This is a genomic window from Rossellomorea sp. NRS-1567, from assembly GCF_050467885.1.
In the GTDB taxonomy this organism is placed as follows: Bacteria; Bacillota; Bacilli; order Bacillales; family Bacillaceae_B; genus Rossellomorea; species Rossellomorea aquimaris_C.
The window spans coordinates 88543-114021 of the sequence record NZ_JBITPL010000016.1; the positions used below are offsets into that span (position 1 = coordinate 88543).

Genomic DNA, 25479 nt, shown 5'->3' on the forward strand with positions numbered 1-25479 from the left:
ACCTCTCCCTTTCTATTTTCGACAAAATAAATACCTAAGGGAAACATATAGTAGCTATATCCTTTCCTTAGGAATTTATATTTTTTTGGATTTTTTTAATCTTTGCTCAATCGCTTGATTGATTAAGCTTTGAATTTCCATTAGATGCTCGTATGGTGCATCTTGATAAATATAGCGTATGGCTTTTTTAATACTTTTTGGCATACTAGTAAACTTACTCAATTAGTTAATCTCCTTTAACTAACATCTCTTCATGTTAAATCCACTTCATGAAGATATTGCATAAAGCGTTTTCATTGATTTTCTTTACTTCTATTTATTAAAATAGTAAATGTGGGCATCTAACCCTTCCTCACATCCCACCACTGACGACGAGCGTCTAAGGCGAAGTTTCCTCTTCACCCACGGTGTGACCGAGTGCCTCCATCGATAACGGTAAGGAGACATTCCCAAAATTCTACTGTTGTCTGTGTGCAACTTTTTGATTCTGATTGACCAACGACAATAGTACCTTAGGATCACCTGTATCTTGACTGGAATTAGAAGATTCCGAGGAACTTCTTCTTTTTGATCAACTCAGGTATTTCTTTATAGATTGTTTTTCCATCAACGAGCATCTCTGCATTCTCAGTAAAGTAATAGACCATGTCTATTCCATACTTTTTCTCTATATAGTCCATCGCTTCCTCCATTTTGAAGGTGCGATTATGTATGTTATGAGCGTCAGATGCGATGAAGTGTGTCAGGTTGGCTTGGGTCATTTGCTCTGAGAACTTTTGAATATTCTTTCCGAAGTATCCTACCAGACTGGAAGCTGTTAGCTGGGTAATGGCTCCATTCTTAACCAGTTTGTATAATTTGTCCGGTCGCTCAATCAGTTCGGAATTGCGCTCAGGGTGAACGATGACGGGTGTTAGACCTTCGACCTGGATATCATATAGTAAGCGTTCTGCATACCTTGGTACAGAGCTTGAAGGAAATTCGATGAAAAGATACTGAGATGACTGATTTAGGAGTAGAATTTCTCCCTTATGATAATCTTCCAGAATTTCTCCGTATATGCGGCATTCTTGTCCAGGTAAGACGGTTAATGCAACATTCTCTCTTTGTAATGCTTCATTGACCGAGCCTACTAATGGCAGGATGTCCGACTTCTTGTTGTCATACTTCCCATTTTTATGATGAGGAGTCGCGATGATCGTATGAATGCCCTCGGAAACCGCTTGCTTTGCCATCTCAATACTGTCCTCTATAGACTTGGCACCGTCATCGATCCCAGGCAAAATATGACTATGTATGTCTATCATGTTGACCCCTCCTCTTATACTGGTTATTTAGACCTACCCGAACATCAGTTTATATTTTACTATAATGCTTAAAAATGTAAAGTGTTGAATTAATTGTAATTTATATTATTTATTGCCGCCATAATAATAGTAGTAATTACTATCTTTCATTTCCCGGTTATTAAGGACCACTCCTACCAGCTTCGCTTTGGCAGCATCTAATAGTTCTTTAGACTTCATAGCTCTGTCTACTTCAGTCGTACCTGAGCTGATCACCAGTATAGTTCCTTGACATTGATTGGCTAATACCTGACCATCCGTAACAGCAAGAACCGGAGGAGTGTCAAATATGACCATATCGTATTCCTCATAGACTTCTTTAAAGAAATGTTCCATACGTTTCGAACTTAGAAGCTCTGCCGGGTTTGGCGGGATGGGACCGCATGTAAGTAAATCCAAGTTTTTCACATCCGACGAGTGAGTGACTTCCGTTAAGTTCTTTTGACGCGTTAATACACTTGTTAAACCAAATGTATTGTTTAATCCGAATGTATAATGAGCCGTTGGTTTACGCATATCCGCATCAACCAGGAGAACTCTCTTCCCCTCTTGGGCAAATACGACCCCAAGGTTAGCAGAAGTGGTAGATTTCCCTTCCCCGGGTCCTGACGAAGTAACCATAAGGGAGCGTAATTCCTGATCGATGAAGGAGAAATTTATATTCGTTCGAATCGTTTTGTATTGTTCAGAGATCGGAGACATAGGGTCCGTTTTCGTAATTAATTTACGTTTCGTATTCATCATTTGTTTCTTGAGATTTTTCTTAAGAGCCAACTGTCTCACCTCTCACTCTTGATTTTCGTTGGGCACGGCTTTTAACCTTTTCTTCCTGATCTTGGATTCGTGTGATGGAACCAAGTACCGGGAGACCTAATAACTTCTCTACTTCCTGTTCTGTCTTGATTGTATTATCGAGGAATTCTAATAGGAATGCTAATCCGACTCCCGTCATTAACCCAACAACTGTGGCAATGGCGATATTAAGTAAAGGTTTTGGTTTTATAGGTGATTGATCTACCCCGACTTCCGCTTTCGCCAATACGCTGACATTATTCACATTCATGATCTTACCTATTTCGTCTTGAAACACGTCTGCCGTCTTATTGGCAATGGCCGCCGCCTGCTTTGGATCCGTATCTTCCACAGACAGGTTAATGACCTGTGAGTCCTTCTCACTGGCAACTGTCAGCTTTTCATTCAATTCGTCAACTGTTAGATCCAAGTTTAAATCCGCTATGACCTTCTCAAGGATAGCCGGGCTTTTCATAATGACATTGTACGTATTAATCAACTGAAGATTCGTTTGAATTTCCCCTATATTATAAGCCGGCTGTTCCGATTTGGATTGATTGACCAGTAGTTGAGTTGAGGATTGATACACAGGGGTTAATAGAAAGAAGCTTATTCCCCCGCTTACAATGATAGCTGTAAGAGTGATTAACAGGATGAGCTGAATTCTCTTCTTTATTGTCTCGATCAATTCCCGCAAACTAATTGTTTCTTCCATAACTTCCTCCTAAAGAAAAATATGTAAAATAATATCATATCTTAGTTGTTTTTTTTCTCGTTTATTGTCATAATTTTAATTGAAATGTAATATTTCCACACTTATCTATTAAACTACATATTTTTCTATTTGAAAAGGTTATTATCATAATTGGTATTTATTTCTTGTATAATTTTACCTGAATGAAGGGAGATTCCTATGAAACAATTATTGCTAACTGTATTAGCCATCAGCTGCGTCGCTTTCCTTTTCCTTGGAAACATGTATTGGAAAGAGCGTACGACACTGGTCGCTTCTGAAGAAAAGACGGCCGAAACGGTGGAGGATACTTCGACAGAGGAAACAACAGAACCTCAAAAGGAAGAATCCGAGGAAGAAGGAAGGGAGGGAATCGATTCTCTCATTTCCAATTGGCCGGAAGAAGCCCAGGTTCACTTCAAAGACCTTATGGAAAATGGCGAAACGTATAAAATTGCCATCGTCGGTTCACCGGCCCTGGGGGAAACCGAAAATGGTTGGGCACCTCAATTAAAGGAAAAGATCTTATCAGAACTCGACAATCAAGTAGAAGTGGAGATCTTTCAATCAGGGGTCACCTCCATCGAATTCATCAATGGAGAAGAAGCGGACAAAGTCCTCGCCTACGAACCTGATCTCGTTTTGTTAGAACCATTCTCCCTTACCGATAACTCCAATCAGGTGGGATCCGTTCAGAATCATGAAAGTATTCTTATGTTCCTGAGAATTCTTAAGGAAACAAATGAAGACAGTGTATTACTTCTTCAACCTCCTCATCCATTAGAAGGAGCCACTTATTATCCTCAACAAATTGAAGCATTGGAGGAATTTGCGGAGGAAGAATCCATTTCATACCTTGATCACTGGACTTCATGGCCGGATGATGAAACGCTGGGTGATTATTTAATCGAATCCCAGGACACCCCTAACGAAAAGGGCCATGATATCTGGGCAGAGTATTTAATGGACTATTTTATTAACCAATAGTCGTCATTGTTTTGATAAATAATGTAAAAATTCCATCTATGCAATTGGTTCCTAATCTGCTATCTTATGGAGTAGGCTAATTAAAGGTGAGGGAATCGAATATGAGAAGTGATAAACATATGAAAAGTAAGAAACGAAAATGGCCAAAGATCCTTGGCATAATCGTTCTGTTACTGGTTGTTGCTGGTGGTGTATACGGGTATAGCATCTATGATTCATTAAATAAAGCAGTAGAAACCATGCATACCCCTATCGACCGTGACAAGTCGTCCAAACGTACGAAAGAAATTGAATTTAAAGATAAAGAACCTTTTTCTGTCCTATTATTAGGTGTGGATGAACGGGAAAATGATAGAGGACGCTCAGATTCCATGATAGTCCTTACAGTCAATCCGGATACGAAATCCGTTAAGATGATCAGCATTCCCCGTGATACTCTGACCGATATCGTGGGTCATGGAACAAGAGATAAGATCAATCACGCCTACGCGTTCGGCGGTGTGGAAATGTCCATGGATACAGTAGAAGGACTACTGGATATCCCCATTGATTACTATGTTCAAATCAACATGGATGGCTTTAAGGATATCGTCAATTCTGTAGGCGGTGTTACAGTCAACAATGACCTGAACTTCAATCATGATGGATATTCATTCCCTGAAGGAAAACTTGACTTGAACGGCAAGGAAGCCCTCGCATTCTCACGTATGAGATACGAGGATCCCCGCGGCGACTTCGGCAGACAGCTCCGTCAACGGGAAGTCATCCAGGCCGTTATTCGTGAAGGGGCAAGCGTATCCAGTCTATGGAACTTCGATAATATATTCGATGCATTGGGAAGCAATGTCAAAACCAATCTGAAGTTTGAAGAAATGGTAGACATTCAAAAACACTACAAATCGGCTTCGAAAGACATCGAACAAATTCAAATCAAGACCGGTGCAGGTACTAAAATCGACGGAATCTATTATTATGTGATTCCCGATGAAGAACTGAATGAGATTCAGGATACTCTAAAAGAGCATCTGGAACTATAAATAAGAAGGAGGCTAAGGGTCCGATCGGACCCTTAGCCTCTTCTTTTATCTTTTTTCGGTTTTTTGCTTATTGAGATAGACCTCTTCTTCCTTAGGAGACAGCAAACTGGTGGCTTTCCCAATCGTGCCTTCCTGGATTCGCCAAACCTTATTATGATCACTGACGGCTCCTGAGAAATCTCCCTCTTTCCAGCTCGTCAAGATATCTTTATATGTGCCTTCATGCTTATACTGATTGATTTCTAATTGATTCAGCAGGTAATCAATCCGCTCATCAGTGATTTCGAAGAATGACCATTTCTCTTTTGCCGCTACTTTTTGATGACTCATGGCATGTATATACTGCTGCATCAATTTTTCACTTAAGGGGGTTTTGACTTCTTCCCCGAATGGATTTCCACCCTTGCTCACTTTCTTCGCTTCATCACCATCATCCTTCATTTCAACCCCTGCCGTTTGTTCCACGTTCCCATCAGACGGATCCTGTTGCGATTCGCTGGTCCCCGTCCCCATATCTAAACTACCCACAGCTATGTAAACACCTAAAGCAGTTAACAGTAATACGCTTCCTATGATGATTCCTGCTACCTTCTTGCTCACGACTACATCCCCCCTGTATGCTGCACAGCTTTTTCTGTATGTACTCTTCTTCTAGATTTTAGGCGAATAGTCCTTCAAGTTTTTCAAAATAGAATTCTCATCTTACCATATAATGAAAGATAGTCGCCAAGTTGTTGTATTCCCCGACTAACTTCCGAATAATGACTCAATGTTTGTAAATTGATTTTCAGTCTACATAAAGGGAGCTTTGATAGATTGAAGAATCAGACGTGGTTGTCCGTTCAGTTCTTTGCGATTTTTTACTTGGGGAATATTCATACCTTATTGGACAGCGTGGCTGGTGGAAATTAAAGACTTTTCCATTTTGCTGCAAGTACGGTGATTGCGGTTGGGGTGATTGCGCGGTCGTTTTCGAGCTTTTCTGTTTCAGAAGTTGAGTCGGACTTTGGCGCTTGGTCGTTTGCCGCAATGGTTGGTATTGATTTCCGGGGCTTCTTTGTTGCTGTTCCTGCCTATGAATTCTTTTGGGGTGATTTTGGTGTGTATGGTTTTATTCAACCTGGTGTATCCGATGATGAAGGAAGATGGAATTGATTACGGTCGGAGCCGTTCGTGGGGATCGGGGACTGCTGAAATCCCGTAAGTTTGTCTGGGCGATGGTCGTTGTTGTGTTGATTCAGGGAGCTCATGCTTTTTACTATATTTATGGCGTCCTTTATTTGTGATATCAGCAGGGGCTGCTGTGACGCGTTGGACTTTGTTGTTCCTATTCCCCAGCACCCCTGTGTTCATCTTTACCCAAATCTTTCACTCTCTAACCTTCGGATTTACACATTATGCCTTTATGCGGTTAATCTATGAAGAATTGGAGAGTAAAGACATCCCGGCTGCTCAGGGAGTTTATACTTCGTTGGGTATGGGATTGAGTACTGCGATTCTGACGTTTGTCGGTGGATTCTTATATGATATCTCTCCAGGTTCTGCGTTTCTAGGGATGGCTGTTGTGGTGGCTCCTTGTGTGGTGCTTGGTGGATGGATGTATTGGAAGTATGACCGTGTGGCGGATGGTGTGTTTTCTTATAAATAGAGTTGTTTGGGAGACCGTTCAGGATGTAGATCTTGGGCGGTTTTTTATTTCATTCTCTATCAATCCTTTGGGATCAGTTTTAGAGTAGCTTTTAGCCGGGGAATGGATTTTTATTAGATACACTTATGTCAGCAAGGAAAAAAACTCACTCAACGAGTACCATCCTGGGTAATAAAAGAAAAAGAAAAACGAGTATGAAATTTCATACTCGCTCTTAATCTATATTCGAAAAGAAGAATTAGTTAAAACGCTTGTAGCCTACAAATTTAGGATTCCAGTACGTATTACTTAATTTAGAAATGGTCACGCCGCTATCTGAAGCGTGGATGAATTCTCCGTTTCCAACGTAGATGCCCATGTGGCTTATTCCTGCTTTATATGTATTCTCAAAGAATACAAGATCGCCTGGTTTAGCGCTGGATACAAAGGATGACTTACTGTAGTATCCACCTGTGTTCGTACGTGCAATCGATTGTCCTGCCTGGTTGAATACATAATAAATGAATCCGCTGCAATCGAAGCCTGAAGGTGATGTTCCTCCCCATGCGTAAGGTGTACCAACGTATTTTTTCGCGATGTCCACTACACTTGAAGACGGCGCTTCACTTCCACCAGTGCTTGTACCAGAAATGGAGAGCTTTTGTCCTACATAAATCATGTCTGAGCTTAATCCATTCCACGATTTGATCTGGGAAACTGTTACATTATAGCGTGAGGCGATATGAGATAATGTATCCCCTGATTGGACCGTGTATGAGCTCGACCCTGTTGGTTGGGTTGGCGTTGTGCTTGTCCCTGTCGAGGAAACGATTAATGTCTGACCCGGATAGATCACATCGCTCTTTAAGTTGTTCCATTTTTTCAATTCTGCCACATATACATCAAATTCCGCACCGATTTTAGATAAGTAGTCGCCTGATTGTACTGTGTATGTTTTGGCAGATGTAGAAGTGCTTGTAGGAGCGGATACCTCAAGGACCTGATTGACATAAATTATATCTGAACTTAGGTCATTCCAATTTTTCAAGTTAGAAACAGATGTATCATATTTATAAGCAATCACCGAAAGGGAATCTCCCGATTGTACGCGGTATGAAGCCGCTTCCGTTGAATTGGCAGCAAATGACGAGACTAAAGCAGCAGTTGTTACAGCAATAATTGTCTTTTTCAAACAAATTTCTCCTTCATTGTGTAAAATTTTCATGCTTTTCCATTATGGACGAAGGAGATTCATATTTTAATAGGCATATTTTCTTATGTAAAGAAAATTAAGGAATAAACCCCAGTATAATAATGTTTGGTACATTATGGGTTAAATTTCAATCCTACTTTTAATAGGACTAATTCAATATATATTTGTTGAGGAATGTTCTAGATTAATAATCCTTTTTATGAGGCTATTTTTTTCGACACAAATCTATACACTCCAGTTGTTACAGATTTATGCAACCATCCCATAAAATCTCTTATGTAAACGCTACACTTTTTCATTGACAACCTGTATATACATGAATACAATAAAAGTATATCTTGTATATACAACAAGCCCCCTACTAAATGAAAGCGTTTCGTTTTATCGGAAGTTTTTTACGAAAGCATAGAGAGAAGCGTTTTCCACATACTATTTAGGGGAATTCCATTAATAGAAATGAAAGCGGGTTCAAGACAACTTTCGACATTTTTCGAGAGTTGCCGTGCACCATACCTAAAGGAGGGAATTTCATGAGCGTGAAACGTGAAGACGTTCTGGAAATTATTGAAGCGATTGGCGGCAAGGATAATATCCGCACGGCCACTCATTGTGTGACTCGTCTTCGGTTGGTACTGAATGATGAGAAAAAGGTTGATAAGGAAAGATTAGAAGCGATTGATCTGGTGAAGGGCTCGTTCTCTTCCAATGGTCAATTCCAAGTTGTCATTGGACAAGGTCTTGTAAATAAAGCGTATCAAATTTTAGCAGAGGAAACGGGGATTGAGCAGGCTTCCAAGCAGGATGTGAAGGATGCTGCCACTCAAAACCTCAATCCACTGCAGCGTGCGATCAAGGTATTAGCGGATATTTTCATTCCGATTCTGCCTGCGATCGTAACTGCCGGTTTGTTGATGGGTCTGAATAATATTTTGACCGGGCCGGGGATTTTCTATGATGAGAAATCGGTCATTGATGTTCATAAGCAATGGGCAGATATTGCTTCGATTATTAACTTGATTGCCAACACGGCCTTTGTGTTCCTGCCCGGGTTGATTGGTTGGTCAGCGGTCAAGCGTTTTGGCGGAAGTCCATTACTCGGTATCGTATTAGGTCTTATGCTGGTTCATCCGGACTTACTTAACGCCTGGTCTTATGCAAGTGCAGAAAAGATTCCTACATGGAACTTATTCGGATTAGAAGTCGACAAAATTGGGTATCAAGGACAAGTTCTACCGATTCTATTTGCTTCCTATCTATTAGCGAAAATTGAAATGTTCCTGGATAAGAGAGTTCATGATTCCATCAAGCTCTTAGTAGTGGCACCAGTTGCACTCTTAATTACTGGATTTGCTTCATTTATCTTGATTGGACCGGTTACGTTCTTTATCGGTAACCTATTAACAGACGGTGTCGTTTGGGTATTCGACTCTGCTTCCTGGTTAGGTGGACTATTGTATGGTGGTCTGTATGCGGTGATGGTTATCACAGGTATGCACCATACCTTCCTTGCAGTAGACTTACAGCTAGTCGGAAGCCAAGGTGGAACATTCCTATGGCCAATCCTGGCTCTATCGAATATCGCACAAGGCTCAGCAGCGCTTGCCATGATGTTTGTAGCGAAGAAAGAAAACGAAAAGCTTCGTGGCCTGGCAGGTACGTCAGCCATCTCGGCTTATTTAGGAATTACAGAACCCGCGATGTTCGGGGTTAACCTGCGCTACCGCTACCCATTCATCAGTGCCTTGATCGGGTCTGCCATCGGTGGTGTACTGTTAGCGATGACAGGAACAAAAGCATTCTCCATCGGTGTAGGTGGATTACCTGGATTTCTATCGATCATTCCTGAATACTGGCTATCCTTCTTTATCGGAATGGCCATCTGTATCGTCGTACCATTCGTCCTGACCATGGTATGGTCTAAATTCAGCAAAAACGAAGTCGTATAATCAATAAATAGAGAAAACAGTTGTAACAACTTGTATATACAAGTTAAACTAAGGGGGACAAATCAATTCTAGCCACAAACCTGTTCAGGTTGTGTGTAATGGATGGTTGTCTCCCTTTTGTTTAGGGACGGACCTCCACAAAGCTTGCAGTGGTGCGGAGTGTCCGGTCTCATGGGTTGAAAATTAGAGGAATATGTGTTGGAGGTCCGTCCCTCTTCCGTGATGCAGGGACGGACCTTATGATAGCAAAATCGCAGATGAATCATGTTTGACGGCCATGATGGTGTGTAAGTGAAATCGATTGAGGTCCGTCCCTCAAAATTTAACTAGGATGGTGTTTTAGATATGAAGCAACCTTGGTGGAAGAAGTCGGTTGTGTATCAGATTTATCCGAAGAGTTTTTATGATACGTCGGGGAATGGCGTTGGGGATATTAAAGGGATTACGGCGAAGTTGGATTATTTGAAGGAGCTTGGGATTGATGTGGTGTGGTTGACGCCTATTTATAAGAGTCCTCAACGCGACAACGGTTACGATATTAGCGATTACTTCAATATCCACGGTGAGTATGGGACGATGGAAGATTTCGATGAGCTATTGGAACATGCTCACCAGCGTGGGATCAAGATCATCATGGACATCGTGATCAACCATACATCCACGGAGAATCAGTGGTTCATTGAGTCCCGTAAGTCGAAGGATAACGAGTACCGTGACTTCTATATTTGGAAGGACGGCAAGCCGGATGGTTCCGCGCCGACAAACTGGCAGTCCAAGTTCGGCGGCAACGCCTGGCAATATGATGGTGAAACGGGTCAGTACTACCTTCACCTCTTTGACGTGACCCAGGCTGACTTGAACTGGGAGAACGATGAGGTCCGCCAGAAGCTTTATGACATGATGCACTTCTGGCTGAAAAAAGGCGTCGACGGCTTCCGTTTAGATGTAATCAACCTTATCTCCAAGGATCAGGACTTCCCTGACGACGACGGATCGGTCGCACCTGGAGACGGACGCAAGTTTTATACAGACGGTCCCAAAGTCCACGACTATATGCAGGAAATGAATAAGGAAGTCTTCTCTCAATATGACATCATGACGGTTGGAGAAATGTCTTCAACAACGATCGATCATTGTATCAAGTATTCACACCCTGATCGGAACGAGCTCAGCATGACGTTCAACTTCCACCATTTAAAAGTGGATTACCCTAATGGCGAGAAATGGTCCATTGCTGACTTTGATTTTCTTAAACTGAAGGACATCCTTTCTACCTGGCAGCGTGAAATGCACAAAGGTGGCGGCTGGAATGCCCTATTCTGGTGTAACCATGACCAGCCTCGCATCGTGTCCCGCTACGGCAATGACGGTGAGTACCATAACGAATCAGCGAAGATGCTCGCGACAACAATTCATATGATGCAGGGCACTCCTTATATTTATCAAGGTGAAGAGTTCGGGATGACGAATCCGAAATTCACAAGCATCGATGAGTATCGTGATGTTGAGTCCATCAACATCTTCAATATTTTAAAAGAACAAGGTAAATCCGAAGAAGAGATTTTAGAGATCCTGCGTCACAAGTCACGTGATAACTCAAGAACGCCTGTGCAGTGGAATGGTGAAGAAAATGCCGGATTCACGAGCGGTACTCCTTGGATTCCTGTGGCGAAGAATTATAAAGAAATCAATGCAGAACAAGCGTTGAAAGACGAAAACTCTGTCTTTTATCACTATCAGAAGCTGAACCGTCTTCGTAAGGAATATGACATCATTGTGGATGGGGACTATCAGTTAATTTTGGAAGATCACCCCGATATTTTCGCTTATGTTCGTAATGGTGATGGGGAAAAACTGCTTGTGATTAACAACTTCTATGGCCATGAAACGGAGTTCACTCTTCCTGATGAGGTCGATGTTGAAGGCTGGTCGAGTGAGGTATTGTTGTCTAATTACGAGGATACGGCGAATGTTTATAAGAACATTAGGTTACGTCCTTATGAGTCTTTAGTGTTTCATTTTAATAAATAAGAGATAATGAAGCTGGGATAATAGTGTTTTAGTCTAAGTAAAACCCGAACAAGTCTGCTTCCTAGAAGACAGATTTGTTCGGGTTTATTATTAATTTTCGGAACATTTGATTTTAGCTGTTTCCAGCGGTTGATTGGAGTGCAAGACGAAGACTCCTGCGGGAAAAGTAGCTTATGTGAGACCCGTCCAGCTCCGGGGCTTAGAGGCACATGTCATAAGTCAAAGCGTCCAAGAAGGCAAAGAACGCCTTCGTGGACGCTTCGCCTTATGCCACCCGCCTCTGAACAAAGCCCCTCCGCTTTTCTTCCCGCAGGCTTGCCGAGGAGGCTCACGGGCTACCCGCGGAAAGCGTAGTCTTGCACGGAAATCATTAGCGGTATTAAGAACCCACACTTCTATTGTTCGTCTTTATACCGTGGTTTTTTAGTTTTATCCCAGCGTCTTTATTTAATAGTTTTGTTAAAGCCTGGTTTATTGTTATCAGCTTGTTCCAGCGGTTGATTGGACGAGGATTTTGGAATTTCGCCGTTATATGTTGAATATCGCCGTTATATCTTAGATTTCGCCGTTATATCCTGTATATCGCCGTTAAAACGAAAATTTCGCCGTTAAATCAGCTTGCCGGGCATAATATTGCATTCAAATCAGCTTCACCACTGCCTAGTTACACAAAATACTTCAAATAAAGGAAAAAAGCATACCTTTTTCCAATGAAGGAAGTCCTTCTTCCCCCAGAAAACCAATTATTACTTCTCTGCTGTATCCCCAGCCCAGTTCATCATGCCTCCCCCTCCCATGTCCACCACTTTAAATCCTTGTTCCTGCATGTAGTGAGAACATTTCCGCTGTGATTTCCTAAACAACAGATAATGATGTACTCTTTCTCTTTACTTGCAAGAAGATCATTAGCGGTATTAAGAACCTACACTGTAATTATTCGTCTTTATGTCGTGGTATTTTAGGTTTATCCCACTCTTTTCTAATGCTCAAAAATAGTTTTTTTAAATAATGAGGTGTAAACAACCATATTATGGGTATATAGTATGCAAAAAGACTTACTCTTTTCACATGATTTCTTTCAGGTGAAATTACCCATTTATCCCTCCCGCTTCCATTTGATACCATATATTACGTATGCCTTATCGAATATACAAAAAATGAATATAAAAGGGGATGAAAGACTTGTCCTATTTATCCTATTTAACTTCACAACTTCACGAAAAAAAAGAACAGCTCATCCGACTAAAGCATGCCTATTCTTCCGTCAATCAGCTTCAGGGAGAGTTTCTCCGGCATCAAACGAGCATTAATAATCCTGAGCTCACTTCTTCCACTTGGCAGGGGACATTAGCCAGAAAGTTTATCGAAGTCCGCGACGATGTTTTATTTTCCTATAAAGATATTTCTCAAACCCAGATGGATACTGCCATCATAAGCATTGAAGATAAAATCTCCTCTATCCGGTCACAGATTCAATCATTGGAAATAAGTATCGCAAACGAAGAAGAGCGTATCGAGAGAGAACTTAGAAGGGAGGAAGGAATGTGAGTCAGGATATTAAGCTGCGTTTCTCCGATATCAATGAAGCACTGGTTGACATACAAGCTGCCTCTGAATCATTTGAAACGTCACTCATCAAAGACATCGCCTCCTCCAACCAATTGGACGTTGTCAGGAGATTGAATGAATTAAGTCAACTGTTCGAGGAAGTGGCAAACGTATATAAAAGCGTATTAACCGAAAACAATCAATCTGCAAGCAAGGCCATTGAAGACTTTAAAGAAGTGGATCACACGATCTCGGCTTCCATCATGTCACGCTAGGGGGAGAAAACGGACCATGAAAATGCTTGATAACCAATCGTTACATAGCGGTATTGAAGATTTATTGAACAAAGTGGAAGCACAGAAGAAACAACTCGTTGAACTCCAGCGGGCTGTTGGTAACTTTACTGGATTGCAGGAGTCATTCAGCGGAAAAGGCGGGGAAGCCATCCGTTCTTTTTATCAGGATATGCACATCCCCTTCCTGACCTTTTACTCCCTTTCCCTTCAAAACTATGAGAGGACCCTGTCAAGCCTTAAAGGAGCTTCCATTGATTTGGAGTCCGATTCCAATGGGTTGATTCGTCAAAGTTTTTTGGATGGAGAGTTAACCGATGGATTGAACATATCCCAGACCGTCACTTGTGACCTCGTAGACGAAACAAACGAAACGTTGAACTCTATTAGTGATATTGTTCACGTCCCCCACATTCAAGACCAGCGATTTCTGGGTGATACGAAGAGGGCACAACAAGAAATCACTCAAACCATAGAACACTTAACCTCTTTTGACGCTGACCAAACCAAAGCCCTGGATACTGTGGACCATGACATTCAGCTGATGAAACGTTATATTTATGACATAGAGGGAATGTTTAAGAACGGGAAGATCAGCGTGGCAGATTACTCTGGCACTGAGCTTGATCAATCATTTCATCGTCATCCATTCATGAATACGTTGGAGGAACGGTTGAGCGCTGAAAGCCTGTTATTATCTAAACTCACCATTTCCAGTGAGTATGATTCCATGAGACAATTGTTGATGTTAGGGAACCAAAGTTCTTCAAGTCAACTATTCTCTTATTCTGATGATCTTTCTACATCTGGCGTCGGTACTGCACAGACTGAGTATGGGGTATGTTACCCGGAAAAAGATGAATTTGTCATAGACAAAAGCGTTGAAGATCAATTTAATTCAGATGGTGTGGGAAATGCTGAGCTTTTGTTTAAAAATGATTATGCGGAAGGGAACGTGTCCTTCGATTTATCCGGATCCGTCGTTGATACGAAATATATGGATGACGTGCCGGCGTTTCTCGAACAAAAGGTATTATACGGTCAGATGGATACTGACATTCCCTACTCATTTAAATCTGCAGGCGAAGCCCTTTTATACGGTCAAAATATCGGCTTGAAAACAGATGCAATCGTCTCAAAAACCACCTTTTCCCACGACTCTTCTCCATTAGCAGTGGACTTGGCATTCGGGCAGGCAGATGCCAAGGCAAACGTTGAAAATTATACAGCGAGTGCAGGAGTAGGAGTCTCGGCTGCAAAAACGGAATTGAAGCTGGAGCCTCTTAATTTCTTCGGTTATGAACCGTTGGAAGAATGGTTCGGATTCGATTATGACCCTTATATCGCGGTTGATTTATCATTAGGAAGTATGGGTGTGAGTGGGTCCGTTGGAATGGAAACCGGAGTTTATGCTGCTTACGGGATCGGGATAGGACTCAAAGGTGGTTTGGAAGAAGATAAAAAATAATTTCATCAGGAGGATATTCCATGCCTACAAATAAAGAAAAAACTAGAAAACTATTCCGTTTTCTTCTACTATTCTATCCGATCTTTGTCGGGTTAATGGGAACGGTGAGCCTTATTGTTCTGGTAACATGGGGAATACCACAAGATCAATTGCAATCTCAATTACCAGCCATCATGATAATTGCACTGCTCATTTACGGAAGTTGTGCTGCTTCACTCGTTATTCGAGCCATTTTTTTCAAAAAGGAACGTCTTTCTCATGAATAAGACCGTAGTGCACGAAACGGGATGAAAGAATGATTACTAGTAAAACAAAACTAAAAAAAGCCATCCGCTTTGCATTACTGTTTTTCGCCATTTTCATCGGGATTAGTAGTACGGTTTCACTGTCGATTGTCACCCTCTTGTTAGTTCGGGATGACCAATTACAAACCCAGTATCCTGCAATAATCATTTTAGCCTTATTTTCTTTTACCAGTTGCGGAATTTCCTTATTCATACGTTCAAAAATTCATTAGAAAGAAGGGATATCGGATGATTAATGAGAAAAGCAAGTTGCTTCCAATCGGAACAGTAGTCAAATTAAAAAGTGTAGACAAAGCGGTCATGATCTATGGCCGCCACCAGATTCAAAAAAAGACTGATAAGGTATTCGATTACATAGCTGTCCCTTATCCTGAAGGGAACCTGTCAGAGGAATTCAATGTCTTCTTTAACCGAGAGATCATTGAAGAAATCATACATCCAGGTCTCACATCACCCGCCGAAGATCTGATGAGGAAAAAAGTAGAATCAGACATTGAACAAAGTAAAAGTATGAAGGGAACCAACCATGAAAATTAAATTCCTATTGATCCTTACTTTTATGACCTTTACCTTAATGGGCTGTAGCCAGTCAGCCAATGATGAAGCTAAAAAGCAGGAAGAAGTTAAAGAAGAAAGTCTGGATCCGAGTAAACTTCTCCCCATAGGTACTGTTGTCAAGCTCTCTAAAGTAGATAAATCGGTCATGATCTATGGCTACAACCAAATCCAAGTAAGTACGAATAAACAATTCGACTATATTGGGGTTCCTTACCCTGAAGGTAATATCTCCCCTGACTACAATGTCTTCTTTAACCGGAATATGATTGAAGACGTTCTACATAACGGCTATGTAACGGATGAAGATAAAAAAATTCGTGAGGAAGCCGATCGCGAGGATAACACTTACTAGGAGGTTTATCGATGTTCACAGACAATCCATCCCTTAGAAAAATTGTCCGGGTCGGACTGCTTGTATTCGACATCATGGGCTTCATTAGTGGTACACTGCCACTGGCGATCATCAGTCCTGCCCTTCTTTCCGGCAATCCGATGCCTGACCAATTTCCTGCTTTTGCGATCATTGCGGTTGTTAATTATAGTTTTGCTATCGTTTTACTCCTGGTGCGTTCAAGATTTTTCAAGAAAGATTCAGCTCAGCGCGCATGATAGTAAACCATATACATAATTAAGTTAACATTTAAAGCCTTCTGTGGGATAATAAAGCAAAAAGGAGTTCCTGCAATGAACGCTACGCCAAAAGTTCAAAACATCACTCGTGAAATGGAATCAAAACGCCTGGAACTAAAATATTTTGCACAATACCACGGTTTCTCACATCCCGCCACTGTCAGACTTAGTCAGGAACTTGATGAACTATTTAACCTATACCACCAATTGAATCAAAAATAAAAAATGAAAGGCTGCGCTCGAGCACAGCCTTTCATTTTTATTCTGCCGCTTCCTCTTCCCCTTCACTAGCCAAAAAGAAGATCGCCGCAACCTTCCATCCATCTTCTTTCTTATGGAATACGGTTACCTGCTTCCCTGAGCGCGTCACTTCCTTATCGCTGTTCGGGTCCTTCGTCGTCGCTTCAATATCAGCATACACATCTGCTTTTTTACCGGCAGCGTAATTGATGATCTTCACGCTTTCAACCGTACGCTTTGAGTCGACGGAGTCAAATATCTGTTTCACATAGCGCTCTTCGTCCGCGTATTCGAAATTCACCGGTGTCTTCGAGATGACACTCATGTATAATTCAAAGTCTTCTTCGTTAAATGCCGTGATATATTGATCAAAGGCTGCGTTGATCGCCGTTTTCTCTTCTTCCGGGATACCCTCTGCTTCTTTCAGCTCGCTCGCATCCTCAACGATTTGTGTCATTTGATTCAGAGATGCCGCTTCGTCTGTTGCCGGGTCTTCACTTGGCTTTACCTCTTCCGTACTGTTTGAGTTCTCTTCCTTCTTCTCTTCGTCTGCACCACAAGCACCCAATAGTAATGTACTCATGCCAATTCCCAACATGATTTTCTTCCAATGCTGTTTCGACAATGCTCTTCACCCTTTTCTAAAATTTGCGCTATCTCCATTCTATTGAAAATATTCACAACACTCAAGTTCAATCTCATTTCTTCCTATTAATTATGGTAAAATAATAGCAGGTGATATTATGACGAAAAGCAATAAATACAAACAAATCTTCGAGGATCTCTCTGAAAAAATACAAAATGGTACCTATACAGCGGGTTCGATTCTGCCATCGGAAAACGAGCTCTCGGTTATTTACGCCACTTCACGTGAGACTATTCGTAAAGCGCTTACATTATTGGCCCAAAAAGGGTTTATTCAAAAACTGCGGGGAAAAGGGTCCCTCGTGCTCGATGTGTCGCGGATGAGCTTTCCGATTTCAGGGCTTGTGAGCTTTAAAGAGTTGCAGACCTCCATGGGTCGGAATCAGATTGAGACCTCCGTGCATGAGTTTGGACTGATGCGTGCCGATGACCAGGTTGCTTCCCAGCTAGAGACTTCTGCAAACGCCGAAGTGTGGAAAGTCGTCCGCTCCCGTCAAATCAGCGGGGAAAGAATTATTTTGGACAAATCCTATTTTCTGAAAGAACAAGTCCCTTTGTTGACGAAAGAAATATGCGAGAACTCGATTTATGAATATCTGGAGGGCGATCTGGAGCTTCCCATCGATTTTGCAAAAAAAGAGATTGTTGTGGAAGAGTGTACGGATGAGGATCGGCAGCACCTGGATTTACATGAATATGATCATGTGGTTGTCGTGAAGAATTATGTGCACTTGAAGGATGCGACGCTGTTTGAGTATACGGAGTCGCGTCACAGGTTGGATATGTTCCGGTTTGTTGATTTTGCACGGAGAAAGCATTAGAGTGAGTCCACTTCCTGGATGGGGAGTGGATTTTTTGTGATACTCTGTTTTAATAATCAATCAAACACATCAAAAAACGGCCCTTCTCAAAGAAGGGCCGCTCTCTCAACAACAAATGAACAATACTCTATTTAGCTAACCGGTACTTATCGTACTTCCACCCAGCCGTTCTTAATCGCAGTCACAACTGCCTGGGTCCGGTCGTTCACATTCATCTTTTGTAATATATTACTTACATGATTTTTAACAGTTTTTTCGCTGATGTACAGTCCTTCACCAATACCTCGGTTACTCTTACCGTCAGCAAGCATCTGCAGTACTTCACACTCGCGGCGCGTTAATAGGTGAAGCGGGCGGCGAACTTCGGATTGTTGGAATCCACCTGAATTTTGGGCGTTTGCCAGGCGCTTGTATTCTGCTACCAGGTTATGTGTTACCTTCGGATGAACGTAGGAACCGCCATCTGCAACGATTTTCACTGCATCAACCAGTGCCTCTGAGTCCATCTCTTTTAATAGATAACCAAGTGCTCCTGTTTTCAGCGCATGGTTTACATAGTTTTCGTCATCGTGGATGGATAGGATGATGACCTTCGTATCCGGATATCTGTCCATCAGTTCACGAGTTGCTTCTACGCCGTTTGTTTTCGGCATATTGATATCCATCAGGACAACATCTGGTTCGTGTGTTTCAACTAGGTTCATGGCTTCTGAACCGTCATCGCCTTCTGCTACTACGTTGAAAGAAGGTTCGAATTCGAGGATTCGTTTTACTCCCTCTCTGAAAAGCTGATGATCATCAATGATAACAATATTTGTTGCCATGTCTTTCGCCTCCCTAAACCTTGGAAAAATTTACTTATTAAGTGGAACCTGGATCAGTATGACCGTTCCTGTTCCTACTTTTGAGTCAATCGTGATGTCCCCTTCAAGAAGGTCGACACGTTCTTTCATCCCCATGATGCCAAAGGATCCCGTTTTTTGTTTGTCTTTGTCGAATCCTTTGCCGTTGTCTTTGACAACAACTGTTATTTGGTCTTTCTTTACTTCTACTTTAACTTGTATATGTGATGCTTCAGCGTGCTTAAGTGCGTTCTGAACACTTTCTTGTACTAATCGGAAAAGAGCGACTTCGAATTTTGAAGGAAGTCTGATATCGAGTCCCATATTCACAAACTGAATCGAGGTCTCCTGGTTATACTCTTCGATTGTACTCAAGTATTTTTTGAGGGTCGGAATTAACCCCAGGTCATCAAGTGCCATTGGTCTGAGGTCGTAAATGATGCGACGAACCTCGTATAGGGCTGAGCGGACCATCCGTTTGAGGTCGCGTATTTCCTTGATGGCATCGTCTGTGCTTTTTTCACGAAAAACCCGTTCGATCAGATCGGAACGAATTAAGACGTTGGCCATCATTTGCGCAGGACCATCATGAATCTCACGGGATAAGCGTTTCCGCTCGTCCTCTTGTGCCTCAATGATTTGAAGGCCGAAATCCTGACGCTGCTTCGCATCCTCCAGTGCCTCATTCACTTGCCTTAAGTCACTATTTAAATAATTGAGAACGACGGATATTTGCGAGCAAAGATTTTCTGCCCGTTCAATCGTGTCCCCGAGTGCATGTAACCGTCTTTCCAATTCATCCCGACGGTCTCTCAATTGCTTTTCTTGCTGTCTATTCATGGATAGCTTCATTTGCAGGTCATGAGCCTTTTCATACGCTTCTCTTACCTGATCTTCTGAATAGGTTTGAAAATGCTTGCTTACTTCAGAAAGTCTGAGTCGGGCAAACTTCGATTTCTGTTGGAGGTGATCTCCTTCATCAATCACTTTCAAGACCATTTCTTTGACTTCCAGCAGTTCTTTCATCAAATCTTCATAATCAGTTCGACATTGCTCGCCAATCTGGAAGATTTCATCCTTACTTTCGTCAACCGTATCGACCATCTTTTTCAGGATGCTATCTAACATCTTGGTGTCTATTTTTTTAAGTGACACGGTACACCCCTCTTTTGTTCCACAATAGTAGTCAACCCAGAATAAAGCTTCATGTAAAGCTATACTTACATAGTAATCATCGGCATATTCAGCTTGAGTTTCAGCCATTTCAATATGTCCATGGACCTACCACTCATCTACCTATTATCAATTCCATGTAAAATCATAAAACTCCTTTATTCATCTAGGCATATTCCTATGTAATACCTCTACCAAGGGATCATTCGCTCCGGGAATAGAAGAGAATGAATGGGAATTATCTAGACCATTCGGCTTCCCTTTCAGAGCTTTGGAACAACTGAAGTATTACTATCAGCGTCCATTATACCATGTCACATATTGTCGGAGATTAAAGTTTGATTACATTGTATTACCATTATTTCATGTAGAACCAGTTATTACCTGACACAATACCCCTCAGAGTTCTCAAATTATGCATTATGCTTCATTTTTATATATAGTAGTATTAGGAGAAAAGAGCGTATTTTGTCGTGAGTTGCGACAAGAGGGAAAGGAGAAATGAGTTTGCTACATCACTATAATACCGTCAAGGGTTACGGAGAGCACGAAATCAATATTGAACGTTCCAGATTCATCACATATGTGACTCGTGCTGAAACCGAAGAAGAGGCACAGGAATTCATCACCTCTATCAAGAAGAAGCATCATGATGCCAATCATAACTGCTCTGCCTATATGATTGGTGAAAATAATTTGATTCAAAAAGCGAATGACGACGGGGAGCCAAGTGGCACAGCCGGTGTCCCGATGCTTGAAGTATTAAAAAAACGTGACCTCAAAGACACGGTTGTCGTTGTGACACGTTATTTCGGTGGAATCAAGCTTGGTGCAGGCGGACTGATCCGGGCGTATGGACGTGCTACGTCAGAAGGCCTCAACGCTACTGGAATTGTAGAAAGAAGTCTTATGAGGGTGATGAAGACGAAAATCGACTATACATGGCTTGGTAAGGTTGAAAATGAGGTGAGATCCTCTCATTACCTACTGAAAGAGATTCACTACCTGGAATCTGTGGAGGTTGAAGTGTATGTGGAGGAAGCGTCTAAGGAGCAGTTTGTGAATTGGATGACGGAGCTTACGAATGGGCAGGGAATCATTCATGAGGGTAATGTAGAGTATTTAGAACAAGATAGTAATACCGGTCTTTAATACCTCTAAAATATAAACGTAAATGAATCTTAATACTACTTTTCATTTCAAACATTCTTGTAATCGTTTATAATTATCAAGTGGATCAAATTAAAAGGATGATATAAATATGCAGGATTTCAATCAAGAAAGGCTCCGACACAACAGAAAAATTCGCAGGAAAAGAAGAAGAAGAGTGATACTGGCCATCATAAGTATCTTTATGCTTTTTACTGTAGCCGGTTTAAGCTTCATGGCTTATAAATCCTATTCAGCTTTAGACAACACTTATACCGAAATCGAACGTGGTGACAAATCGAAGCTTCGCGATGAGCAGGTTTATGTTTCCAATGATCCTTTTTCTGTCCTATTATTAGGTGTTGAAGATTATTCCGATGAGTACGATCAGGGCAGGTCCGATACGATTATGGTCGCTACCTTCAATCCTAAAGATCAAACAATGAAACTCGTTAGTATACCCCGTGATACACTAGTAGACATACCAGGGTATGAAGAAAATAAAATAAACCACTCTTATGCCTACGGTGGAAAAGAATTGGTCATTGATACGGTAGAAGATTTTCTGGATATACCCATTGACTATTATGCAACGGTCAATTTTGATGGTTTTAAAAATATAATTGATGAAGTCGGTGGAGTGACAGTAGATGTACCATTCGATTTCTATGATATAAATAAAGATTGGGACAAGTTTTATTATAAAGAAGGTAAACAAAAGCTAAATGGTGAAGAAGCTCTCGTTTATGCAAGGATGCGTAAAAAAGATCCACGTGGAGATTTTGGACGAAATGAAAGACAGAGACAAATTGTTACAAGCCTTATCGATAAAACATTGTCTCCTAAAACATTCTTAAAAGTAGACGACCTCGCTAAGGAAGTCGGAGATAATGTAGAGACCAATATGAAGATTAAAGAAGGACTTGCTTTCATCCAAAAATATAACGATTTCTCTCCTTCATCTTTAGAGCAAATCGAATTTGCAGGTACAGACCAATATTATAGTGGTGTGTATTACTTTATTCCTGATGAAGAAAAGACTGAAGAAATCATTAAAGAATTACAGGATCACTTACAATATTCACCTCCACAAACGGAGGAAAATGTTGAGGATGAAGAAACATCTTATTAACAAAGAAAGAGAAGGTATTTATCTGAAACGATAAATACCTTCTCTTTTATTTACTTATATTCTTTCTTCTCTATATTCCTTGAACAGTTCAGGAATTAGGAGGATGAATAGACTTAGCATGATACCTACTAGGAACCCGAAGACTGCTTTTTTTAGTGGATTGTTGTAGTCCGTAGTGATAGAAACTGGCTCTAATAAGTTATTACCCCTTAAATTTAATTTAGTAATAGTTTGTTCACTCAGAAATATTTCCCTGTCTACTATAGCCTTTGAGTCATCTAAGTCATTCAGTTTTTCTAAATTTTTCAAACTGTTATCTATAGCTTCTTTTTTTGAGGTATATAATTCATTTGACACTTTAAGAAAATATTCAGTTATTGCATTTGTAATTTCTTCAGCCTTCTTTTTATTAACGGAGGTGTATTTGAATGAAATGGTATTACTGCCTTCTTCTTCAATTTTCAATCCTTTTTTAACTTCTTCAACAGAGTATTTTAAATTAGTTTCTTTTATTATCTTCTTTATCATTTCTTCAGTAGGATATGTGTCTTTAATGACCTTTGCACTTGTATGCTTCTGATTCTCAAAATTACCCAACTCAATCTTTGTCGATGCAGTATAAGTAGTCTCCTTCCCCATCTCCATAAAAAAAGCTATCCCAGCCGTAACAATTGGAATGATACAAAGAAGAATAAAGAGTTTTTTGAATCTATGGATGATTGATGCTAGCATCTTTTTTAACAATATGATCTTCACCTTTCTTTTTCATATAAACAAAGCCTATACATACTCCAATGAACAACCAATTGTAGTGGAGGGCCATAAAGGAGTTGGGACTGATGCTGGCCATTGTAAAAGCTCCCAGACCGCATATTAAAGCTTCTCCCATAAATCGGCTGTTTTGATCATGGTTTGTGTTTACTATTTTGATCAATTGAACAAACAAGTATAGCAATAAGAGGACATATCCTACAAAAATGATTAGCCCATAGTGTATGAGGATTTCCGCCCACCAGTTATGGACATTGTAATCCCCTGACGTATCATATACTTGAAATTCTTTCATAAATAACTCGATATTTCCTGGAGCAACTCCAAAGCCAAAAGAATTTTCTAAAAAAACACCAACATTTTTGAGGAGATTCTCTCTTATACTGACAGAATCTGTTGTACCTTCAGTGGGTAGGAGGGTAGCCAATTCTTTTCCAACGGATCCTAAAACACTTGATACCTTTTCCCAAAAGAAGATGATGATTGGTACTATCAGTAGAAATCCTGCCACAGATAGCTTCAGGCGATGAGCAGGTTTTAGTACGAATAAGAACCATACAATAAGTCCTATCATAACAGCAATATAATTTGCCCTGGAGGAAGCTACAACGATCAAGTATAAGGAAAGGAGCATACCGGTTAACCCTATCAGCTTATATAATAAGATTCTGCCATTCTTAAGTAAGGAAAGAAAAAAGAAACTTGCAATTGATAAGAAGCTTGCATAATCATTTTCATTCGTAAAGACCGCTGTCGGGATATGTTTCTGATATTGAGCAACCTGATTTATTCTGGATATAGGAAGGTGTATTTGAAAGAAATGGTTCATCAGTCCAATACCTACAAGAAGCAGTGACATGATAATCCAATAGAAATACAATTCCTTGTAGTCTTCTTCATTCTTATAGACCAATAAAATAAGGTAAATAAGGAATACTCCACTCGCCAGGAATATTATATCCTGAATTGTGTTCATGGGACTGATTGACCAAGATAGGGCGAAAAAGCCAAAGAAAAGCCATAGTGCACCATAACTTGTAAAAATATTCCCCTTCAAATCTTTAAGGGATGAAACGATATATTTATTTTGATAAAAAATGAAACCTATTAACATGAACACACTCCATGCTAATAAGATTCTGAACGGATAAATGGTGAACCCTGCAATCTTATAGATTGGCACAGCAGCCCCGATGAAAGACGAGAGGATGAGTAGACTGACTGTGATATGGAAGCGATGGGCTTTTTTCCACCATCTTTGCCAGATGAAAGTCAATCCACTGATCCCTATCACTCCTGTGAATGAGACCAGAAATAGCAATTGAAGGTCGATTCCCTTTAGCATCACCACTGTGTATGCCAGAAGGAGGATGATGGCAACCCCTATAAAGGAAGCATGGTATTTAGTTTTAGCATATGTATTCATTTGATCATCACCTAATAATTAGAGGCTGTCAGAAACAGCCTCCAATAAAGTTTATTGATTTCTTAATAGTTGATCATCAGGTACCTTGCGGAGAGGCTTGGCAGGAGACCCGACAACAAGTGTTTCTTGTTCTACATCTCTTGATACGATACTGCCTGCAGCTACTGTACCATCTTCATGTATGACTTTCCCTGGAAGAATGAGTGCATTCGCTCCGATTCTTCCACCATCTTTGACCGTTACACCCTTGAATTTATCATATCTCTCTTTAGAGCGGGCCATGTAATTATCATTGGTTGTAACAACATAAGGAGCGACGAATACATAATTGCCTAAATTTGAGTAGGCCGTAATATAGCAATTTGTTTCCAGTTTGCATTTTTCTCCTACTGTACAGTCATTTTCGACAGATACACCGCGGCCGACGATGGTCTGTTTACCGATTGTTACTCTCTCTCTGACAGTCGCCAGGTCTGCAACGAATACCTCTTCACCCAACTCGGCATTCGCATAAATGATTGATGATGTTCCCAAGGTAGTTCCATCCCCAATGATTGCAGGTGGCAGTTTTTTCACTTCAGGCAAAATGGAATTCTTCGCTCTGGTTGGCTGTTTCCCAATGACTGCATTATCCTGGATCATGACATTCTTCCCTATTTTGGTTCCAGCGTAAATGATGACATTATGTCCAATGGATACATTCTCTCCAAATTCCACACCATCTTCAATCACTACATTTTGTCCAACTTTAACAGGTTTCATCATT

31 protein-coding genes are annotated in these 25479 nt (G+C 40.9%); 19 read left to right on the forward strand and 12 right to left on the reverse strand.

All coding sequences use genetic code 11. The annotated features are described in order from the left end of the window. Positions 1–75: 75 nt before the first annotated feature. The 4 genes from ACIFOD_RS11855 to ACIFOD_RS11870 form a co-directional block, all read right to left on the reverse strand. Positions 76–222, reverse strand: coding sequence for a hypothetical protein (locus ACIFOD_RS11855; RefSeq protein ID WP_430314822.1), 147 nt, complete (start codon positions 220–222; stop codon positions 76–78). A 317-nt stretch (positions 223–539) separates the two neighbouring features. Continuing rightward, the gene (locus ACIFOD_RS11860; protein WP_430314824.1) at positions 540–1307 is read right to left on the reverse strand and encodes a tyrosine-protein phosphatase; all 768 of its coding nucleotides are present in this window, start codon (positions 1305–1307) and stop codon (positions 540–542) included. Between the two features lie 105 nt (positions 1308–1412). Further along, positions 1413–2087 carry a CpsD/CapB family tyrosine-protein kinase gene (locus ACIFOD_RS11865; RefSeq protein WP_430314941.1) on the reverse strand — a complete coding sequence of 225 codons (675 nt, stop codon included), beginning with the start codon at positions 2085–2087 and terminating at the stop codon, positions 1413–1415. Positions 2088–2109: 22 nt separating this feature from the next. Then, positions 2110–2853, reverse strand: a complete 744-nt coding sequence (locus ACIFOD_RS11870; protein WP_430314825.1) for a YveK family protein — start codon at positions 2851–2853, stop codon at positions 2110–2112. Positions 2854–3051: 198 nt separating this feature from the next. Here ACIFOD_RS11870 and ACIFOD_RS11875 point away from each other — a divergent pair, with 198 nt between their 5' ends. Both ACIFOD_RS11875 and ACIFOD_RS11880 read left to right on the forward strand, forming a co-directional pair. Further along, positions 3052–3858: a hypothetical protein gene (locus tag ACIFOD_RS11875; protein WP_430314827.1), complete on the forward strand. Its 807-nt coding sequence runs from the start codon at positions 3052–3054 to the stop codon at positions 3856–3858. 101 nt (positions 3859–3959) lie between these two features. After that, positions 3960–4895: a LytR family transcriptional regulator gene (locus ACIFOD_RS11880; protein WP_430314829.1), complete on the forward strand. Its 936-nt coding sequence runs from the start codon at positions 3960–3962 to the stop codon at positions 4893–4895. A gap of 45 nt (positions 4896–4940) precedes the next feature. Here the strand turns inward: ACIFOD_RS11880 and ACIFOD_RS11885 are convergent, their stop codons facing one another. After that, a complete protein-coding gene (locus ACIFOD_RS11885; RefSeq protein WP_430314831.1) occupies positions 4941–5495 on the reverse strand; it encodes a DUF6241 domain-containing protein in 555 nt (184 codons plus the stop codon). Positions 5496–5834: 339 nt separating this feature from the next. Between ACIFOD_RS11885 and ACIFOD_RS11890 the strand changes: the two genes are divergently transcribed. Genes ACIFOD_RS11890 through ACIFOD_RS11900 form a run of 3 tightly spaced genes read left to right on the forward strand, consistent with a single transcriptional unit; the run spans position 5835 to position 6543 of the window. After that, positions 5835–6050, forward strand: a complete 216-nt coding sequence (locus tag ACIFOD_RS11890; RefSeq protein WP_430314833.1) for a hypothetical protein — start codon at positions 5835–5837, stop codon at positions 6048–6050. Further along, positions 6041–6181, forward strand: coding sequence for a hypothetical protein (locus tag ACIFOD_RS11895; RefSeq protein WP_430314835.1), 141 nt, complete (start codon positions 6041–6043; stop codon positions 6179–6181). Before ACIFOD_RS11890 ends, ACIFOD_RS11895 begins: the two co-directional genes overlap by 10 nt. 17 nt (positions 6182–6198) lie before the next feature. Beyond that, the gene (locus ACIFOD_RS11900) at positions 6199–6543 is read left to right on the forward strand and encodes an MFS transporter (RefSeq protein WP_430314837.1); all 345 of its coding nucleotides are present in this window, start codon (positions 6199–6201) and stop codon (positions 6541–6543) included. Between the two features lie 238 nt (positions 6544–6781). Here the strand turns inward: ACIFOD_RS11900 and ACIFOD_RS11905 are convergent, their stop codons facing one another. Beyond that, positions 6782–7714, reverse strand: a complete 933-nt coding sequence (locus ACIFOD_RS11905; RefSeq protein WP_430314839.1) for a LysM peptidoglycan-binding domain-containing protein — start codon at positions 7712–7714, stop codon at positions 6782–6784. A 551-nt stretch (positions 7715–8265) separates the two neighbouring features. On the opposite strand from ACIFOD_RS11905, the gene treP reads away from it, so the two are divergent. The 11 genes from treP (at position 8266) to ACIFOD_RS11960 (ending at position 16736) form a co-directional block, all read left to right on the forward strand. After that, positions 8266–9681, forward strand: a complete 1416-nt coding sequence (treP, locus tag ACIFOD_RS11910) for a PTS system trehalose-specific EIIBC component (RefSeq protein ID WP_430314841.1) — start codon at positions 8266–8268, stop codon at positions 9679–9681. A gap of 345 nt (positions 9682–10026) precedes the next feature. Beyond that, on the forward strand, positions 10027–11712 hold the full coding sequence (gene treC / locus ACIFOD_RS11915; RefSeq protein ID WP_430314843.1) for an alpha,alpha-phosphotrehalase: 1686 nt from the start codon (positions 10027–10029) through the stop codon (positions 11710–11712). A 1182-nt stretch (positions 11713–12894) separates the two neighbouring features. Continuing rightward, on the forward strand, positions 12895–13260 hold the full coding sequence (locus ACIFOD_RS11920) for a YwqH-like family protein (protein ID WP_430314845.1): 366 nt from the start codon (positions 12895–12897) through the stop codon (positions 13258–13260). Beyond that, positions 13257–13535 (forward strand): DUF5344 family protein, encoded by a 279-nt coding sequence (locus ACIFOD_RS11925; RefSeq protein WP_430314846.1) that lies wholly within the window; start codon positions 13257–13259, stop codon positions 13533–13535. The genes ACIFOD_RS11920 and ACIFOD_RS11925 overlap by 4 nt, the downstream gene beginning before the upstream one ends. Before the next feature lie 16 nt (positions 13536–13551). Further along, the gene (locus ACIFOD_RS11930; RefSeq protein WP_430314848.1) at positions 13552–15021 is read left to right on the forward strand and encodes a T7SS effector LXG polymorphic toxin; all 1470 of its coding nucleotides are present in this window, start codon (positions 13552–13554) and stop codon (positions 15019–15021) included. A gap of 20 nt (positions 15022–15041) precedes the next feature. Continuing rightward, positions 15042–15287, forward strand: a complete 246-nt coding sequence (locus ACIFOD_RS11935; protein ID WP_430314849.1) for a hypothetical protein — start codon at positions 15042–15044, stop codon at positions 15285–15287. A 29-nt stretch (positions 15288–15316) separates the two neighbouring features. Continuing rightward, the gene (locus ACIFOD_RS11940; protein WP_430314851.1) at positions 15317–15538 is read left to right on the forward strand and encodes a hypothetical protein; all 222 of its coding nucleotides are present in this window, start codon (positions 15317–15319) and stop codon (positions 15536–15538) included. Positions 15539–15554: 16 nt separating this feature from the next. Further along, positions 15555–15863 carry a DUF4176 domain-containing protein gene (locus ACIFOD_RS11945; protein WP_430314852.1) on the forward strand — a complete coding sequence of 103 codons (309 nt, stop codon included), beginning with the start codon at positions 15555–15557 and terminating at the stop codon, positions 15861–15863. Beyond that, positions 15853–16236, forward strand: a complete 384-nt coding sequence (locus ACIFOD_RS11950; RefSeq protein WP_430314854.1) for a DUF4176 domain-containing protein — start codon at positions 15853–15855, stop codon at positions 16234–16236. Before ACIFOD_RS11945 ends, ACIFOD_RS11950 begins: the two co-directional genes overlap by 11 nt. Positions 16237–16247: 11 nt before the next feature. Continuing rightward, positions 16248–16493 (forward strand): hypothetical protein, encoded by a 246-nt coding sequence (locus ACIFOD_RS11955; protein ID WP_430314856.1) that lies wholly within the window; start codon positions 16248–16250, stop codon positions 16491–16493. A gap of 75 nt (positions 16494–16568) precedes the next feature. Next, positions 16569–16736, forward strand: a complete 168-nt coding sequence (locus ACIFOD_RS11960; RefSeq protein ID WP_430314858.1) for a Spo0E family sporulation regulatory protein-aspartic acid phosphatase — start codon at positions 16569–16571, stop codon at positions 16734–16736. 37 nt (positions 16737–16773) lie between these two features. On the opposite strand, the gene ACIFOD_RS11965 is transcribed toward ACIFOD_RS11960, so the two are convergent. Further along, the gene (locus ACIFOD_RS11965; RefSeq protein WP_430314860.1) at positions 16774–17379 is read right to left on the reverse strand and encodes a hypothetical protein; all 606 of its coding nucleotides are present in this window, start codon (positions 17377–17379) and stop codon (positions 16774–16776) included. Positions 17380–17497: 118 nt separating this feature from the next. Between ACIFOD_RS11965 and treR the strand changes: the two genes are divergently transcribed. Continuing rightward, on the forward strand, positions 17498–18220 hold the full coding sequence (treR, locus tag ACIFOD_RS11970; RefSeq protein ID WP_430314862.1) for a trehalose operon repressor: 723 nt from the start codon (positions 17498–17500) through the stop codon (positions 18218–18220). Positions 18221–18366: 146 nt separating this feature from the next. Here the strand turns inward: treR and ACIFOD_RS11975 are convergent, their stop codons facing one another. Together ACIFOD_RS11975 and ACIFOD_RS11980 are read right to left on the reverse strand one after the other, a co-directional pair. Then, positions 18367–19044 (reverse strand): response regulator, encoded by a 678-nt coding sequence (locus ACIFOD_RS11975; RefSeq protein ID WP_397552677.1) that lies wholly within the window; start codon positions 19042–19044, stop codon positions 18367–18369. Between the two features lie 30 nt (positions 19045–19074). Continuing rightward, entirely contained in the window at positions 19075–20217 is a 1143-nt protein-coding gene (locus ACIFOD_RS11980; RefSeq protein ID WP_430314942.1) for a sensor histidine kinase, read from the reverse strand. A 525-nt stretch (positions 20218–20742) separates the two neighbouring features. Between ACIFOD_RS11980 and ACIFOD_RS11985 the strand changes: the two genes are divergently transcribed. Next, positions 20743–21387, forward strand: coding sequence for a YigZ family protein (locus tag ACIFOD_RS11985; RefSeq protein WP_430314943.1), 645 nt, complete (start codon positions 20743–20745; stop codon positions 21385–21387). A 202-nt stretch (positions 21388–21589) separates the two neighbouring features. After that, the gene (locus tag ACIFOD_RS11990; RefSeq protein WP_430314864.1) at positions 21590–22516 is read left to right on the forward strand and encodes an LCP family protein; all 927 of its coding nucleotides are present in this window, start codon (positions 21590–21592) and stop codon (positions 22514–22516) included. 54 nt (positions 22517–22570) lie between these two features. Here the strand turns inward: ACIFOD_RS11990 and ACIFOD_RS11995 are convergent, their stop codons facing one another. From ACIFOD_RS11995 to ACIFOD_RS12005, 3 genes are read right to left on the reverse strand one after another with little or no spacing between them, the layout of a single operon-like run. After that, the gene (locus tag ACIFOD_RS11995; protein WP_430314866.1) at positions 22571–23248 is read right to left on the reverse strand and encodes a hypothetical protein; all 678 of its coding nucleotides are present in this window, start codon (positions 23246–23248) and stop codon (positions 22571–22573) included. Next, positions 23226–24713, reverse strand: coding sequence for an O-antigen ligase family protein (locus ACIFOD_RS12000; RefSeq protein WP_430314867.1), 1488 nt, complete (start codon positions 24711–24713; stop codon positions 23226–23228). Before ACIFOD_RS12000 ends, ACIFOD_RS11995 begins: the two co-directional genes overlap by 23 nt. 51 nt (positions 24714–24764) lie before the next feature. After that, positions 24765–25475 carry a DapH/DapD/GlmU-related protein gene (locus tag ACIFOD_RS12005; protein WP_430314868.1) on the reverse strand — a complete coding sequence of 237 codons (711 nt, stop codon included), beginning with the start codon at positions 25473–25475 and terminating at the stop codon, positions 24765–24767. Positions 25476–25479 lie beyond the last annotated feature (4 nt).

Excerpts from the sequence above, each read along its gene's own strand:
- ACIFOD_RS11860 (WP_430314824.1), bottom strand. The coding sequence starts at position 1,307 with ATGATAGACATACATAGTCATATTTTGCCTGGGATCGATGACGGTGCC.
- ACIFOD_RS11865 (WP_430314941.1), bottom strand. The coding sequence starts at position 2,087 with ATGAATACGAAACGTAAATTAATTACGAAAACGGACCCTATGTCTCCG.
- ACIFOD_RS11870 (WP_430314825.1), bottom strand. The coding sequence starts at position 2,853 with ATGGAAGAAACAATTAGTTTGCGGGAATTGATCGAGACAATAAAGAAG.
- ACIFOD_RS11875 (WP_430314827.1), top strand. The coding sequence starts at position 3,052 with ATGAAACAATTATTGCTAACTGTATTAGCCATCAGCTGCGTCGCTTTC.
- ACIFOD_RS11880 (WP_430314829.1), top strand. The coding sequence starts at position 3,960 with ATGAGAAGTGATAAACATATGAAAAGTAAGAAACGAAAATGGCCAAAG.
- ACIFOD_RS11895 (WP_430314835.1), top strand. The coding sequence starts at position 6,041 with ATGGAATTGATTACGGTCGGAGCCGTTCGTGGGGATCGGGGACTGCTG.
- treP (WP_430314841.1), top strand. The coding sequence starts at position 8,266 with ATGAGCGTGAAACGTGAAGACGTTCTGGAAATTATTGAAGCGATTGGC.
- treC (WP_430314843.1), top strand. The coding sequence starts at position 10,027 with ATGAAGCAACCTTGGTGGAAGAAGTCGGTTGTGTATCAGATTTATCCG.
- ACIFOD_RS11930 (WP_430314848.1), top strand. The coding sequence starts at position 13,552 with ATGAAAATGCTTGATAACCAATCGTTACATAGCGGTATTGAAGATTTA.
- ACIFOD_RS11935 (WP_430314849.1), top strand. The coding sequence starts at position 15,042 with ATGCCTACAAATAAAGAAAAAACTAGAAAACTATTCCGTTTTCTTCTA.
- ACIFOD_RS11940 (WP_430314851.1), top strand. The coding sequence starts at position 15,317 with ATGATTACTAGTAAAACAAAACTAAAAAAAGCCATCCGCTTTGCATTA.
- ACIFOD_RS11945 (WP_430314852.1), top strand. The coding sequence starts at position 15,555 with ATGATTAATGAGAAAAGCAAGTTGCTTCCAATCGGAACAGTAGTCAAA.
- ACIFOD_RS11950 (WP_430314854.1), top strand. The coding sequence starts at position 15,853 with ATGAAAATTAAATTCCTATTGATCCTTACTTTTATGACCTTTACCTTA.
- ACIFOD_RS11955 (WP_430314856.1), top strand. The coding sequence starts at position 16,248 with ATGTTCACAGACAATCCATCCCTTAGAAAAATTGTCCGGGTCGGACTG.
- ACIFOD_RS11960 (WP_430314858.1), top strand. The coding sequence starts at position 16,569 with ATGAACGCTACGCCAAAAGTTCAAAACATCACTCGTGAAATGGAATCA.
- treR (WP_430314862.1), top strand. The coding sequence starts at position 17,498 with ATGACGAAAAGCAATAAATACAAACAAATCTTCGAGGATCTCTCTGAA.
- ACIFOD_RS11975 (WP_397552677.1), bottom strand. The coding sequence starts at position 19,044 with ATGGCAACAAATATTGTTATCATTGATGATCATCAGCTTTTCAGAGAG.
- ACIFOD_RS11990 (WP_430314864.1), top strand. The coding sequence starts at position 21,590 with ATGCTTTTTACTGTAGCCGGTTTAAGCTTCATGGCTTATAAATCCTAT.
- ACIFOD_RS11995 (WP_430314866.1), bottom strand. The coding sequence starts at position 23,248 with ATGCTAGCATCAATCATCCATAGATTCAAAAAACTCTTTATTCTTCTT.
- ACIFOD_RS12000 (WP_430314867.1), bottom strand. The coding sequence starts at position 24,713 with ATGAATACATATGCTAAAACTAAATACCATGCTTCCTTTATAGGGGTT.
- ACIFOD_RS12005 (WP_430314868.1), bottom strand. The coding sequence starts at position 25,475 with ATGAAACCTGTTAAAGTTGGACAAAATGTAGTGATTGAAGATGGTGTG.